The organism is Ornithinimicrobium faecis (assembly GCF_023923225.1).
GTDB lineage: Bacteria > Actinomycetota > Actinomycetes > Actinomycetales > Dermatophilaceae > Ornithinicoccus > Ornithinicoccus faecis.
Genome location: NZ_CP099489.1, coordinates 3,446,204 through 3,460,751, shown reverse-complemented (window position 1 = coordinate 3,460,751; position 14,548 = coordinate 3,446,204). Strand labels below are relative to the sequence as shown.

Sequence of the window (14,548 nt, the reverse complement as noted above, 5' to 3'; positions counted from 1 at the left end):
CCCAATGACCGACACCACCACGGCCAGCCCGGCCACCCCACCCACCCGCAGCCGCCGCGAGTCCAGCGGCGCGGTCTCGGCCTTTGCCGCCAAGCACTTCGGCGTCCTGTCGATCGCCGTCGTCTTCGTCGTGCTGTTCGCCTTCTTCTCCATCCAGACCGACAACTTCTTCACCAGCGCCAACCTGGTCAACGTGGCCCGGCAGGTCGCGCCCACGGTGATCGTCGCGATGGCGATGACCTTCGTGATCACCACCGGTCAGATCGACCTGTCCGTCGGCTCCACCCTCGGTCTGTCGGCCGCTGTCCTGGGGATCTGGGCCTCCACCGGCAACCCACTGCTCGCCCTCGTCCTCACCCTGGTCGCAGGACTGGCCATCGGCACCCTCAATGGCCTGCTCACGGCATACGGGATGTTGCAGTCCTTCATCGTCACCCTGGCCGCACTGACCGCCATCCGCGGTCTCGCGCTGCTGATCACCGGCGGCTACAGCGAGCCCATCTCCTCGGACCTGATCGCGCCGCTGGCGCACGGCAAGCTGCTCGGCCTCTACACCCCCACCTGGATCGCGATCGCGGCCGTCGTGCTCGCCTGGTATGTCTTCACCCAGACCAAGTTCGGCCGCTATGTCACCGCCGTCGGCTCCAACGGTGAGTCCCTGCGCCGCGCCGGTGTCGACATCCGCCGCATCCAGATGGGTGTGCTCGCCCTGACCGGTCTGGCCGCTGCCGTCGCCGGGATCCTGACCGCCGCCCGCCTGTCCAGCGGCTCACCCAACTCGGGCACCATGTTTGAGCTCGAGGTGATCACCGCCGTCGTGCTCGGCGGCACCTCCCTGATGGGTGGGCGCGGCTCGGTCGTCGGCACGGCCATCGGCGCGCTGACCCTGGGCATCATCAACAACGGCCTGGTGCAGCTGCGCGTCGACGTCTATTGGGTGCCGATCGTGCAGGGCCTGATCCTGGTCGTCGCGATCTTGCTCAACTCCAAGCTGTTCAGCCGCATCGCCAGGACGCGCAAGTGAGCGAGCCACTGGTCACCACGGTCACCGGGCCGGTGCCGGCCGACCAGCTGGGCATCACCCTGACCCACGAGCACATCTTCACCGACGTGACCTCCTGGGCGCACCGCACCTCCTCGACCGGCTGGGACCCCGACGACTTCGCCCAGCGGCCGGTCACTGAGGACCTGCTCTGGGACCTGCGCCAGGACCCGTTTGGCAACCTGGACAACCTCCTCCTGGCGGACGTGGAGGTCTCGGTCACCGAGGTGATTCGGTATGCCGAGCTCGCCGGGCGGACGATCATCGACACCACCGGCCTGGGGGCAGGTCGGAATCTCGCCGGTCTGCGGGAGGTCAGTGAGCGCACCGGGGTGCAGGTCATCGCGGGGACCGGGTTCTATCTGGAGGGCAGTCACCCCACCGACGTGGGGGCGATGGCCCCCCAGGCCGTGGCCGAGGTGATCCTCGCGGACCTGGCGGACGGCGAGGACGGGGTCCGGCCCGGCATCATCGGTGAGATCGGTGTCAGCGCCGACTTCACGCCGGCCGAGCGGGTCAGCCTGCACGGTGCCTTCCTCGCGCAGATGCTCAGCGGCGGCCTGCCGATCCAGGTGCATCTGCCTGGTTGGTTCCGCCGCGGCGGTGAGGTCCTCGACCTGGCCGAGCAGGTCGGCGTCGACCCGGCGCGCGTTGTGTTGTGTCACATGGGCCCCTCGGCGGCTGACCGGCCCTATCAGCGTGACCTGCTGCGCCGCGGTGCGTGGGTGCAATACGACATGATCGGCATGGAGGTCTTTTATGCCGACCAGGACGTGCAGTGCCCCTCCGACGACGACAACGCCGCGGCTCTCACCGAGCTGGTGGCGGACGGCTTCGGGGACCAGCTGCTGATCTCGCAGGACATCTTCATCAAGTCCCTGCTGCGCCGCCACGGCGGGCCGGGCTATGGCCACATCCTGCAATATTTCGTGCCCCGCCTGCGCCGCCACGGGATGACCGACGACCAGATCAACCAGCTGCTCGTGACCAACCCGCGGGCCCTGTTTGTCGGCCGCGCTGGCTCCTGACACCTGCCCACACCGATCACCCACACGACTGACACACGCACGACCACTGACACACGAGATCGACACACGAGACTGAGGAGAGACACATGCGAGTGCTTCTGGCCGGAGAGAGCTGGGTCGTCCACGAGACCCACCACAAGGGGTTCGACCACTTCAACAGCACCGTCTTCGACACCGGCGCCGACGCCTTCATCGCGGCCGCCAAGGAGCAGGGGATCGAGGTCGAGCAGATGTATGGGCACGACGTCCCCGCCAAGTTCCCCCGCACCGCCGAGGCGCTGTCGGCCTATGACGTCATCATCATCTCCGACATCGGCTACAACTCTTTCGTGCTGACCCCGGAGACCTGGAAGGGCGGGCAGCGCAGCGACAACTCGCTCGAGGCCCTCGCGCAGTGGACCCGTGACGGTGGGGGACTGATGATGGCCGGCGGCTATCTGAGCTTCCAGGGCATCAACGCCATCGCCAACTTCGGGCGCAGCCCGATCGCCGACGTCCTGCCGATCTCGATGATCCCCGGCGACGACCGCGTCGAGGTGCCGCAGGGTGCCGCCGTCAGCGAGACCGGCGCCGAGCACGAGCTCGCCGGGTTGTGTGCTGGTGCCCCCGAGTTGCTGGGTTACAACGAGATCGTGGCCCGCGAGGACGCCGTCGTGCAGGCCACGGTCGGCGAGGACGTGCTGCTGGCCACCCGCGAGGTGGGCACGGGCCGGTCCCTGGCCTGGGCCTCCGACATCGGCCCGCACTGGTGCCCGCAGGAGTTCCTGGACTGGGACGGCTTCGCGCCCCTGGTCGGTGGCATGCTGCGCTGGCTCGCCGGCGAGCCGGTCAACACCTCGGCGCGCTGATGGCCCGCCCGATCGTCCTGGACTGCGATCCGGGACACGACGACGCGGTCGCGCTGCTGCTGGCGGTCAGCTCACCGGCCATCGACCTGCTGGCCGTCACCACCTGCTTCGGCAACTGTGCGGTCACCGATGCCACCCGCAACGCGCTGCGGGTGCTGACGCTGGCTGGCGCCACCGACGTCCCGGTCGCCGAGGGTGCGGCTGGGCCGCTGGCTGGTGACCTGGCTCTGGGCAACTATGTCCACGGTGCCAGCGGCCTCGACGGGCCGGACCTGCCCGAGCCCGGGTTTGAGCTCGTGGGGGAGTCGGCGGTCGAGCTGCTCTCGCGCGTGCTGCGCGAGCACCCCGAGCCGGTGACGGTCGTGGTGACCGGTCCGATGACCAACGTGGGCGCGCTGCTGCGCGACCAGCCCGAACTGACCGACAAGATCGCCGAGGTGATCTTCATGGGCGGTGGCACCCACGGCGGCAACCACACCCCGACGGCAGAGTTCAACACCTATGCCGACCCGGAGGCTCTCGACATCGTGCTCTCGGCCGGTGTGCCGGTGCGCATGATCGGGCTCAACCTGACTCACCAAGCGCTGGCCACCCCCGAGGTGGTCGAGCGCATGGCCGCCATGCAGCACGTGATCGGGCAGACGTGTGCGGCGTGGATGGGCTTCTTCGGCAGTTCCTACAAGAAGGTGTGGGAGTTCGACGCCCCGCCGGTGCACGACCCCTGCACCATCGCGGCGCTGATCGATCCAGACGTGATCGAGTGGCGCGAGGCCTTCCTGGCCGTCGAGCTGGATGGCACCTGGACCCGCGGCACCACGATCGCCGACCTCTATGGTCGCTATCCGGACCGTACCCCCAACGCGCAGATCGCCATCACGCTGGACGCGCAGCGTTATTGGGACCTCGTGCTTGCCGCCGTCGACACCCTCGGAACCCCCGCTGTCGGGCAGGGCGAAGGCGCTGTCGTGCAGGGCGACGGCGCTGTCGGGCACAGCGACCCCGCTCCCGGGGCCGCACCCGTGGAGGCACGGCCGTGACCACGGGCCGGGTCTGTGTCGTCGGCTCGATCAATGTCGACACGACCTATCGCGTGCCCGTCCTGCCCGGCCACGGCGAGACGATCCTCGCCACCGGCCGGTCGTCCTCCCCAGGCGGCAAGGGCGCGAACCAGGCGGTTGCGGCCGCCACCCTGGGCAGCCAGGTGCGCTTCATCGGCGCCGTGGGCTCGGACGACAACGCCGGCACCGGGCTCGGCGCCCTGACCGAGCGCGGCATCGACACCACGGGGGTGCGCCAGCTCGAGGAGACCCCGACCGGCACGGCCATCGTGGTGGTCGCTGCCGACGGGGAGAACCTGATCATCGTCGACCCGGCCGCCAACGACCACGTTGATGCGGCCTGGGTCGGCGAGGCCATCGGCGACTGCTCGCAGGAGATCGTCCTAGCCCAGCTGGAGGTGCCGATCGAGGGCCTGCTGGCCGCTGCGGAGGCTGGCCCGTCGCGGTTGGTGCTCAACCCGGCCCCGGCCCGTGCGGCCACGGAGCTCGCGGAGCTGCTGGCGCACGTCGATGTGCTCGTGCCCAACCGGGCCGAGCTCGGACAGCTGGCGGGACGGCCCACGCCGACCACCCTGGCCGAGGTCAGCGAGTGCGCGGCCGCCCTGGACTTCGCCGGCTCGCTCGTGGTGACGCTCGGGCGCGACGGAGCCGTCATCATCGAGCCCGGCGGCCAGGTCGTCGAGCAGGTGCCCGCGCCAACGATCGAGGCGGCCGACACCAGCGGTGCCGGCGACGCCTTCTGTGGTGTGCTCGCCCACGAGCTCGCCCGAGACGCCAGTGACCTGGCGGGCGCGGTGCGCCGTGCGGTGGCCCTGGCATCCACGAGCACGCGCTATCCCGGGGCGCAGGTGCCCGCGACCTTCGGAGTCGAACAGTCCGCCTGAGGCGGCGCCTCCACGCTGGGTCGATCCAACGCTGGGTCGCCTCAACGACGGGACGGCCCCATGATGGACACGACAGCCTGTTGGACCCGACAGCGTGACAGAGGAGTCAGCATGACGCGCTCGCAGAACCTCGCCCCCGAGGGCGACTGGGTGCAGGAGGGCTGGACCCACCTGTCCGGACTCGTCGACACCGACCTCCCCGGCTGGTCCCGGGTCGGCTTCAGTGAGCAGGACGTGGCTGGCCGTGACTGGGTCGCCCAGCAGATGCGCCAGGCGGGTCTGACCACCCGAGTCGACGCGGTCGGCAACGTCATCGGGATGCTCGAGGGCACCAACCCCTCGGCCCCCGCGATCGTCGTGGGCAGCCACAGCGACACGGTCCCTGGCGGAGGCCGCTTCGACGGCATCGTCGGGGTCCTCGGCGCCATCGAGGTCGCGCGCACCCTGCGCCGCGCTGGCATCCGGCCCACCCACTCGCTGATGGTCGTCGACTTCGCCAACGAGGAGGGCAACCCCCAGGGCGTCAAGCTCGTGGGCAGCCGCGCTGCCGCAGGCACGCTCAGCGCAACCGAGCTGGCCGCCGCGGACAGTGAGGGGACCACCCTGGCCGACCTGATCACCGGTGCCGGTCACCAACCCGACGCCGTCGCAGGGTGCCGGTGGAAGGCGGATGACCTTGCGGCATATGTCGAGTTGCACATCGAGCAGGGACCGGTGATGGAGGAGCAGGGCGCAGAGATCGGCGTCGTGACCCGGGTCTGCGGCATCAGCACCTTCGTGCTTGACATCGAGGGGCGCCGCGACCACGCCGGCACCACGTCAATGACCAAGCGCAGCGACCCGCTGTGCTGTGCGGCCGACGGGATCCTGGCCGTGCAGCGGATCGCCGCGGCCGGTGGCGACTCTGTGGGCACGGTCGGTGAGCTCACCTCCGCCAGCCCGCTGACCAACGTGATCCCGGAGACGGCGCGGCTCACCGGGGAGTTCCGCAGCCCCGAGCTGGCGGGCCTGAAGCAGCTGCAGGCGGAGTTCGACGCGGAGGCCAAGGTCGCTGACTCGCGGCACCGCACGCGCAGCACCGTGACCTGGGGCCACACCGACGCACCGGCGATCATGGACGAGCAGCTCTCCGCTCTTGCCGTGCGCGCTGCGTCCGCGGCCGGCCACGAGGCGTTCCGGCTCTATTCGGGCGCGACCCACGACAGCGTCGAGATGTCCGCCCTGGCGCCGAGCACGATGATCTTCGTGCCCTCACGCGACGGGCGCAGTCACTGCCCCGAGGAGTGGACCGACCTGGCCGACGTCGAGCGCGGCATCGAGGTGCTGACCCGCACCGTCCTGGAGGCTGACGCAGCCCTCTGAGTGTGAAGGGAGGCTCGGGCCACGCCGTACGTGTTTTGTACAGGTTGGACCACTGTGACGGCGCGCCTCGTCGCGCAAATGCAGCGCGGGCACCGCCGAACCCAGGGTTCGGCGACGCCCGCGAACAACGCGCCGCTCAGGGCGCTCGTTGGAGTCTCTTACATCAGCATCTTGCAGGTCGCGGCGCTGAAACAGATGTCAGGGCTCTCCCCGCCTGCGGCACTGGCTGCCCCCGTCGTGCCGGCCATCAGTGCGACAACTGCCACCATCGTGGCGAAGGTCTTGCGCTTCATTGCGTTCCTCCCGTTGTAATAACTCGATCCCTTCGAGTGCGAATGAGGCTAGAGATCGTCTCGTGGGATGGCAAGAGACCCAATCAGACTGTGGGACAACCTTTAAGCAGTCTTGACCCATCGCCTGACACCGCCGATGTCACCAGGCAGACGACGGCCCTGTCCACAGGCGTCCGCGTGGTCACACCGTCCTCCACATCTCGGCATCACACAGCGTCGGTGAGGGCGAGCGACCAGAGACTGGATCGCATGAGTGCTGATGGGGAGCAGACGCTGGATCCGCCGTCGCTGACCGAGCAGGTCGGGCTGGCCGTGCGGGCGTGGCGCCAGAGGGTCGGGCTGAGCCAGCGGGGGCTGGCTGAGGTGCTGGGGCGCAGCCAGTCCATGATCAGCCGACTGGAGACGCGGGCGGGTGAACTGCCGCTCGGCACGGTCCAGGAAATGGTGGAGCTGGCTGGGTTTGAGTTGGTGGTGGTGCGTGAGGGTCGGCAGATTCGAGCCGCTGACTGGGAGCGCACGGATCTCGTCGCCCGCGACCGCTCCGGTCGGCGGTTTCCTGCGCAACGCAGGGTGTATCCCGCGAAGGACGGGCCCTACTGGTGGTGGGAACAGGAGTATCTCCGGCTCTCCCGCCCCTTGGGGCCGCAGCCCGTGTGGACCACCGTGGGCCTGGATCTGTATGGCCGTCGGGAAGAGGCCGCTGATCGGGAGGCCGCTGACCGGGAGGCGGCTGCTCAGGAGGCGACCCAGTCCGCTCAGACGCGGCCGCCAGCGCCCTCACCCGAGGACAGGTGAGCTCACCGACACGGTCACCTGTCGGCATACGACGGGGTTGTGGTGCGCGGGATAGATCAGGGTGAGGTGACTCCTCCACCGGTGGCCGCACCTGGCGGGCAGGGGTGAGTGAGTCCTGTGGTGACTCACTCACCCGTGTCCATCAGGTGGCCGTGCGGGTGCTCACCAGGATCTCGCTCGCCAGGGCTGTGAACGCCTTGGGCGAGCTGTCGGCGGCAGCCTCACGGACTGCCCGGCGTGCGGTCTGCAGCACGCCGCGGGCAGCGCCCTCGCGCAGGTTCTCCGGCAGGGTCTCGATGTCCGTCGTCTTCGCTGCTCCGACGATCCGGCGGGACATCTTGGCCGCCGCGAACAGCCAGGCCTCCTGCTGCCACGTGGCCAGCAACTCCTCGAGGAACGGATCGCCCCAGACCCGCTGGTCCAGCCGGTCCGGCCAGCGACGGCGGAACTCCTCCTCGAAGGCATCCCAGGTCTGCGTGACCAGCGCGAGGGCCCACTGCGCGCGGTCGTCCTCGCCGAGGGCAAAGGCGCGGGCGGCGGCGATGGTGTAGTTCGCCCAGAGCGCCCCCAGGTCGAAGGCGACCGGGCCATAGAAGGCGAACTCGGAGTCAAAGACCTTGATGCTGTCGCACTCGGTGTTGCCCTCCGGGCTGCGCACCATGATCGATCCGGTGTGCAGATCACCGTGGATCAGCGCCTCGGCCTTGGTCATGAACAACCACTTGGCCCGGCCCATCGCGGCCACAAACTCGGCGTCGACCGACAGCTCGACGGCGTCCTGGGCGTTGGCCTCGATGGTGCTGTTGCGGCCGGCATCGACCGACGGCTCGGTGAAGACCAGGTCCTCGGTGATCTGACACAGCTGCGGGTTGACCGAGGCAGCCAGGCGCTCAGCCAGCTCCTCGCGCTCCAGCCCGAGGACCGAGGTGCCCAGGGCCACGCCCGCGACATAACGGCCAGCTGCCGCCGCCGCGCCATCATGGACAAGTCCCTCGTTGAGGGCGGCGCGCCACACGGTGTGGTCGCTCAGGTCCTCCAGCGCGATGATGAACCGGTCGTGGTTGTAGTGGAGGACCTCGCTGACCAGACCGGGGGCCAACGGAGCGTGGATGCGCAGCGAGTCAGCCTCGAGGCGGGAGCGCTCCGGCGTCATCGGCCAGTCCGGGCCAGTCATGCGCACATAGGGCAGCGACTGCTTCAGGCACAGACCCCGGCCAGCGGAGTCCTTGGCGACGAAGACCAGGTTGAGGTTGCCGTCACCGATCTCGTCCACGGACACCAGGTCGTCCGGGTCGATCAGGTCCGCCAGGGTGGGCACCGTGCGGATGTAGTCCGCGACCGTGTCGACCGTCAGGAACTCATAGTCGTGCGCCATGTGCGTGAACTCTTCTTTCGTGCGTGGACGCCCCGTGGGTGGAGGCTGCGTGCGTGGGGTCAGGTTGCTGAGACATAACGGATCTTCTTGCGGGACAGGGTGTAGGAGAAGATCAGCGCGAGGATCAGAACGGCGCCCTTGGCGGTGTCCTGGTGGTAGTACTGGAAGCCCTTCATGGTCAGGCCGGTCAGCACGATCGCGATCAGGACGGCGCCGAGCAGGGTGCCCCAGGCGTTGGGCTTGCCAGCGCCCAGGACCGAGCGGCCGACCAGGGCCACGGCGACTGCCTCGAGCAGGCTGGACGCGCCAGCGTTGACGTCGCCCTGGCCGATGCGCGAGACCAGGATCAGGCCGCCGACGGAGGCCAGCATCGCGGAGATGACATAGGCCAGGCCGCGATAGAAGCCCACCCGCACACCCGCCAGCCGGGCGGCCTCGGGGTTCGCGCCGATGGCATACATGACCCGTCCCCACGTGGTCCGGCTCAGGAAGAACCAGGAGGCGATCACCAGCAGCAGCATGATGACGACGGGCAGGGGGATCGGGCCGACGAAGCCACGGTCGATCTGCAGGAACCCCTCGGTGAAGCGGCCCGGGGCCTCTGACCCGTCCCGGGTCACCATGCCGCTGGTGACCGACTGGCCAGAGACCGGGATGAGCTTGGCGCCCTGGATGACGAACATCATGCCGAGGGTGGCCAGCAGGTCGGGGATCTTGCAGACGACGATGAGGAAGGCGTTGATCAGGCCGACGAGCACGCCGGCCAGCATCACCACGCCCACGGCGGTGAAGCCGGTCATGTTGTAGAAGACCATCGTCATGGCGGCCATCTGCACGGCCAGCCCGGCCACCGAGCCGATCGAGAGGTCCAGCCCGCCGACCACCATCGTGAACATGATCCCGAGACCCAGGATGGCCGTCACGGAGACGAACTTGAGCATCGAGAAGATCGAGGAGGACGTGGCGAAGGCCGGCTCGGTCAGCGCGAAATAGATGAAGAGCAGGATCGTGACGGCGATGAAGCCGTATTTAACGATCACGTCACGGGCCCGATCCAGGGCAGTGGTGTCCACAGTGGTTCCAGCCATGGGTCAAGCAACCTCCGACATGCTCGCGATGATGGTGCTGTTGTCGATCTCGGACGCATGGGCGTCGAGGTAGATCTGGCCCTCGGCGAGGACGACCACCCGGTCGGCGACCTCGCGCAGCTCCTCGACGTCGCTGACCAGGACCACGATGCAGGCACCGTTGGCGGCCTGCTCGCGCGCCTTGCCGGCGATCTCTCGCCGGGCGCCGAGGTCGACTCCGCGGAAGGGCTCGTCCAGGAGCATGATCCGTGGCGACTGGCGCAACCAGCGAGCGACGACCACCTTCTGCTGGTTGCCGCCGGAGAGGGCATCCATCTCCTGGTCGGGTCCGGTGGCCACGACGCCATAGGAGTTGATGATGTCGGCTGCCATCTTGCGCTCGGCGCGACGGTTGATCACCGACCCTGGGCTGATGGAGGACAGGAACGGCAGGCTGCCGGTGGTCGCCAGGGTCCAGCCCGGCAGCATCGCCTGGGCGGCCCGGTCCTCGGGGGCCAGATAGATCCCGCGGCGCACCGCGGCACCGGTGGAGCGCGGCGCAAAGTCGGTCCCGTCCAGCTGCATCGTCCCGGCGCGCAGGCGGTCCACGCCAAAGATGGCCTGGGCCAGCTCGGTCTTGCCCGCCCCGATGAGCCCGATGACACCAGTGACCTCGCCATAGCGCAGATCCAGGTCGAGCGGCGCCGAGCGGGGGAGCAGTTGCAGGCCGCGCAGCTGCAGGGCGACCTGCTCGCCCCGGTGCTCGGTCAGCGAGTCGGCCTCGACCTGGATCGCCTTGCCGAGCATCGCCTCGACCGCCGCCGGCATGTCAAAGGGGGTGGTCTGCTCCTGCTGGAGGCGGCCGTCGCGCAGGACGACCAGGTCGTCGGCGAGGGCGCGGACCTCACTGAGCCGGTGCGTGACATACATGATCGCCACGCCGTCGTCGCGCAGCCTGCGCACCAGCGTGAACAGTCGATCGGCCTCTGCTGCGGACAGCGTGGACGTCGGCTCGTCGAGGATCAACACCTTGGGGCGCTGGTTGAGCGCACGGGCCAGCAGGAGCAGTTGGCCGTCGGCGATGCTGATCTCGAAGGCGTCCTTGAGCAGGAAGGTGTCCGACCAGCCCAGGTCCAGGCTCGAGGCGATCTCGCGGGCGCGGGGGAGCAGGGCCTTCAGGCTGCGCACGCGCGGCAGTGCGCCGCGCACCAACTCCTCAAAGACCAGGTTCTCGGCGACGGTCAGGTCCGGGATGATGCTGTCGTCGATGCGCTGGTGCACCGTCTGGATGCCGTGCTGGGCGGCCGTCATCGGCGTGGTGATGTCGACGTCCGCACCGGCGACCTGGACCGATCCGTCCTGCTTCTCATAGATGCCACTGAGGATCTTGATGAGCGTGGACTTGCCGGCGCCATTGGCACCGAGCAGCGCGGTGACCCGCCCGGCCCGCAGGTCCATCGTGACGCCCTTGAGGACCCGGTTGGGGCCGAAGTCCTTGGTGATGTCGGTCAGGCGCAGGGCCACGTCACCGGACCCGGTCGGGTCCGTCCTGGGTTCGTCCTGCACGTGGTCCTCCCTGCTCGTATGCCGTGTGGTTGCCTGCACGGGTGGGCGGCAGCCGGTCTGTGGCCGGCCGCCGCCCCCATGCTGTGGATCAGAAGGTGACGGTCGGGATCCAGTCGGCGGAGGAGACGTCGGAGATGTTGAGGGCCGGCTCGGCCGCCCGCAGGTCCTCCATGTTGTTGACGTCGTTCTCGCGCAGGAAGTCTGCGGTGATCAGGATCGGCGGGAACTCCACCTTGGTCTCCTCGAGCTCACCGGCCATGTGCAGCGCCAGGGTGCGGGTGACCGTGGCGCCGATGGCGTTGGGGTCAGTCGCGCCGGTCGCCACCCACGGGCTGCCCTCAGCCTTCATCAGCTCGATGTCGGCCGTGGAGATGTCCGCGCCATAGACGAGGACATCGGTCAGGTCCGGGTTCTGCTCCAGGGCCGACAGGGTGCCCTTGGTCAGCTCGTCATAGGGCGCGTAGATCGCCGCGACGTCCGGGTTGGCCTTCAGGGCGTTGCTGACCATCGGGGCGGTGTCGGTGGCGCTGGAGTTGGTGTAGGTGCCGGTCTTGAACAGCTCGGTCCAGTTGTTGTCGGCCTTGTATTCCTGCCACACCCCGTCGCGGCGGTCCAGCGGGGCGATGCCGGCGACGTTGACATAGCCGACGTTGACGTCGCTGCCGACGTCCTCGACCATCTGGTCAAGGACGAGTGAGGCCATCTCGATGTCGGACTGCTGGGTCTGGATGGCGTCGGGTGCGCACTCCTGGATCTCGACGTCATAGATGATGACCGGGATGCCGGCCTCGATCGCCTTGTTGACCCCCGGGCACAGGGTGTCCGGGAAGCCGTGCCGCACGATGATGCCATCGGGCGAGCTGGCGATCGCCTGGTCGAGCTGCGAGGCCTGCGTGGCGTTGTCGCCCTGGGCGTCGAAGACGGCCAGTTCACCGCCCAGCGCCTCGACCTGCTGGCGGGTGCCGTTGAGGTATTGCTGGAAGTAGTCGCCCTGGCCGCTCTGCTGGACGATGGCGATGTTGACGCCGTCGCCGTCGAACGGTGCGGGTGCCTCGGCGGCAGCCTCGGTGACCTCCGCCTCGTCGGTGGCGCCGCCTGCCGTGCTGTCAGCGGCCTCCGCGGTGGTGCCCTCCTCGGTGGGCTCGTCGCCCTCGGCGTCGCCCTGACTGCACGCGGACATCGCGAAGACGGATGCGCCAAGCAGTCCTGCCAGAAGAACCTTGCTGTTCCTCATGATCTTCCTCTCCTTGCAGCGGTGGCTGCGATCTGCTCAGCCCGCGATCCTCGCGAGCAGGTTGGGGTGGGGTGTGTTGGCTGGTTCGACCACGCCGCGCTCGGTGACGACGGCGCTGATCAGGTCGTGGGGTGTGACGTCGAAGGCCGGGTTGAAGCCGACGGCACCCTCGGGGGCGGTGCGGCGGCCGCCGAAGTTGACGACCTCCTCCGGGTCGCGCTGCTCGATGACGATCTCGTCACCGGTCGCGGTGGCCAGGTCGACGGTCGAGGACGGGGCGGCCACGATGAAGGGGATCCCGGCGCGGGCGCAGGCCAGCGCCAGGGAGACCGAGCCGACCTTGTTGGCGGTGTCGCCGTTGGCGGTGATCCGGTCGGCGCCGATGATGGCGACGTCGACCAGGCCCCGCAGGATCGTGCTGGGAGCGGCCCCGTCGACCTGGACAACGTGCTCGATGCCGTCCTGCGTGAGCTCCCAGCTGGTCAGTCGGGACCCCTGCAGCAGGGGACGGGTCTCGTCGGCATAGACCAGGCCGAGACGGTCGCGGTCGTGCAGCTCGTGGATGATCCCGTATGCCGTTCCCCAGGCGGTCGTCGCCAGCGCGCCGGTGTTGCAGTGGGTCACCACCCGCACGCGCTCCAGCCCGGTGCGCTCCAGGATCCAGTCGGCGCCCAGACGGGCCTGCTGCCGGTTGGCGGCCTCGTCGTCGGTCACGACACCGCGGGCCAGCGTCAGCACCTGATCGACACCCTGTGTCATCCCGCCGCGGACCTGGTCAACGCCCCAGGCCAGGTTCACTGCCGTGGGACGAGCCAGACGGATCCGATCGATCTCGGACTGCAGGCGGGAGTCGTCCCAGCCGTCCCGAGCGCCCTGGTGCATCGCCACGACGACGCCGAGCGCGCCAGCGGCTCCGAGGGCGGGTGCCCCGCGCACAGCGAGCGTCTGGATGGCGTCGACGAGGGCATCCACCGTGGTGATGTCGAGGTAGGTCTCCTGCGCAGGCAGCGCGGTCTGATCGAGCAACCGAATCATCGGCTCGGGGGTCTCGACCCACTCGACGGCCAGCACCATGTGTTTCCTCCGCAACGACGTTGTCTGACAACTGTTGAGCAAACGTAAGCGGAGGCAAACAGGTTGTCAATAGATGGGGACGACTTCGTGAAGCGTTGCGCGTACAGTGTCTTCGGCAACCGCCCGGGACCGCCGGGCGCACGATGCACTGGGAGGATGCATGGCCCGCAGCGGCACGCTCGTTTCCCGCGTGGCGGAGGACCTGCGCAGCGCACTGGCAGCGGACCAATACCCCGCAGGAGCCAAGCTGCCTCCAGAGGCCGAGCTCGGGTCACAGTTTGGCGTCTCCCGACCGACTGTCCGGGCCGCGCTCAGGGAGCTTGAAGCGCTCGGACTTGTCAAGACATCTCACGGGGTTGGCACCTTTGTTGTCGAACAACCTGCCGTCCGCACTGGCCTGGAGCGCCTCGACTCGATCACGGAGTCCATCCGCGCGGACGGCCACGTGCCCGACATGGTCTATGCCAGCCGCATCCTGCGCGCGGTGCTTCCGGAGGAGGCCGCGCGCATGGAGGTGTCCGGTGACACGCAGGTGCTGGAGATCCGGCGCACCGTCCTGGCCGACGGCGAGGTGATGGCCTACTCCTACGACCTGATGCCGGCCAGCCTGCTGCCCAAGGACTTCGACCCGGAGGAGCTCACGGGCTCACTGTTCGAGTTCATGAAGACCCGCCTGAACCGCGTGCCGGTGACCGCTTTCGCCGAGGTGCACGCCGTCGAGTCCAACCACGTCGGATGGGGCAGCGAGGCGGCCACCCACAAGCTGTTCCTGCTGCTCAACCAGCTGCACCACGACGCGACGGGGGAGTTGATCCTCTACTCGCGCACCTACTTCATCGAGGGGCGTTACTCCTTCTCCCTGGTCCGCACCGTCTGACCCATTCTTAGGAAGATGCGGACCTCCCCAGGAGGTGCCAGTGGG

General features: G+C 68.8%; 14 protein-coding genes. 8 read left to right on the top strand and 6 right to left on the bottom strand.

All coding sequences use genetic code 11. The features are described 5' to 3' along the window. Nucleotides 1-4: 4 nt before the first annotated feature. The 6 genes from NF556_RS16200 to NF556_RS16175 all read left to right on the top strand — a co-directional run bounded on the left by NF556_RS16200 (nt 5) and on the right by NF556_RS16175 (nt 6,222). Nucleotides 5-1,024 carry an ABC transporter permease gene (locus NF556_RS16200; protein WP_252592059.1) on the top strand — a complete coding sequence of 340 codons (1,020 nt, stop codon included), beginning with the start codon at nt 5-7 and terminating at the stop codon, nt 1,022-1,024. Continuing rightward, entirely contained in the window at nt 1,021-2,070 is a 1,050-nt protein-coding gene (locus NF556_RS16195; RefSeq protein WP_252592058.1) for a phosphotriesterase family protein, read from the top strand. The genes NF556_RS16200 and NF556_RS16195 overlap by 4 nt, the downstream gene beginning before the upstream one ends. Before the next feature lie 86 nt (nt 2,071-2,156). Further along, entirely contained in the window at nt 2,157-2,918 is a 762-nt protein-coding gene (locus tag NF556_RS16190) for a glutamine amidotransferase (RefSeq protein ID WP_252592057.1), read from the top strand. Further along, a complete protein-coding gene (locus NF556_RS16185; RefSeq protein WP_252592056.1) occupies nt 2,918-3,955 on the top strand; it encodes a nucleoside hydrolase in 1,038 nt (345 codons plus the stop codon). Before NF556_RS16190 ends, NF556_RS16185 begins: the two co-directional genes overlap by 1 nt. Further along, nucleotides 3,952-4,860, top strand: coding sequence for a ribokinase (locus NF556_RS16180; RefSeq protein WP_252592055.1), 909 nt, complete (start codon nt 3,952-3,954; stop codon nt 4,858-4,860). Before NF556_RS16185 ends, NF556_RS16180 begins: the two co-directional genes overlap by 4 nt. A gap of 111 nt (nt 4,861-4,971) precedes the next feature. Continuing rightward, a complete protein-coding gene (locus tag NF556_RS16175; protein ID WP_252592054.1) occupies nt 4,972-6,222 on the top strand; it encodes a M20 family metallo-hydrolase in 1,251 nt (416 codons plus the stop codon). A 158-nt stretch (nt 6,223-6,380) separates the two neighbouring features. Here NF556_RS16175 and NF556_RS21425 read toward each other — a convergent pair whose 3' ends face one another. Further along, nucleotides 6,381-6,515: a hypothetical protein gene (locus tag NF556_RS21425; RefSeq protein ID WP_256829532.1), complete on the bottom strand. Its 135-nt coding sequence runs from the start codon at nt 6,513-6,515 to the stop codon at nt 6,381-6,383. A gap of 249 nt (nt 6,516-6,764) precedes the next feature. Here NF556_RS21425 and NF556_RS16170 point away from each other — a divergent pair, with 249 nt between their 5' ends. Further along, the gene (locus NF556_RS16170; protein ID WP_252592053.1) at nt 6,765-7,310 is read left to right on the top strand and encodes a helix-turn-helix domain-containing protein; all 546 of its coding nucleotides are present in this window, start codon (nt 6,765-6,767) and stop codon (nt 7,308-7,310) included. A 142-nt stretch (nt 7,311-7,452) separates the two neighbouring features. On the opposite strand, the gene mtnK is transcribed toward NF556_RS16170, so the two are convergent. The 5 genes from mtnK to mtnA form a co-directional block, all read right to left on the bottom strand. After that, a complete protein-coding gene (gene mtnK / locus NF556_RS16165; protein WP_252592052.1) occupies nt 7,453-8,685 on the bottom strand; it encodes an S-methyl-5-thioribose kinase in 1,233 nt (410 codons plus the stop codon). 59 nt (nt 8,686-8,744) lie between these two features. Next, nucleotides 8,745-9,773: an ABC transporter permease gene (locus NF556_RS16160; protein WP_252592051.1), complete on the bottom strand. Its 1,029-nt coding sequence runs from the start codon at nt 9,771-9,773 to the stop codon at nt 8,745-8,747. A 3-nt stretch (nt 9,774-9,776) separates the two neighbouring features. Beyond that, a complete protein-coding gene (locus tag NF556_RS16155) occupies nt 9,777-11,318 on the bottom strand; it encodes a sugar ABC transporter ATP-binding protein (RefSeq protein ID WP_252592050.1) in 1,542 nt (513 codons plus the stop codon). Nucleotides 11,319-11,406: 88 nt separating this feature from the next. After that, nucleotides 11,407-12,552 carry a substrate-binding domain-containing protein gene (locus tag NF556_RS16150; RefSeq protein WP_252592049.1) on the bottom strand — a complete coding sequence of 382 codons (1,146 nt, stop codon included), beginning with the start codon at nt 12,550-12,552 and terminating at the stop codon, nt 11,407-11,409. A 36-nt stretch (nt 12,553-12,588) separates the two neighbouring features. Continuing rightward, nucleotides 12,589-13,626 carry an S-methyl-5-thioribose-1-phosphate isomerase gene (gene mtnA / locus NF556_RS16145; RefSeq protein WP_252592048.1) on the bottom strand — a complete coding sequence of 346 codons (1,038 nt, stop codon included), beginning with the start codon at nt 13,624-13,626 and terminating at the stop codon, nt 12,589-12,591. Nucleotides 13,627-13,786: 160 nt separating this feature from the next. Between mtnA and NF556_RS16140 the strand changes: the two genes are divergently transcribed. Further along, entirely contained in the window at nt 13,787-14,503 is a 717-nt protein-coding gene (locus tag NF556_RS16140; RefSeq protein ID WP_252592047.1) for a GntR family transcriptional regulator, read from the top strand. The last annotated feature ends 45 nt before the right edge of the window (nt 14,504-14,548 follow it).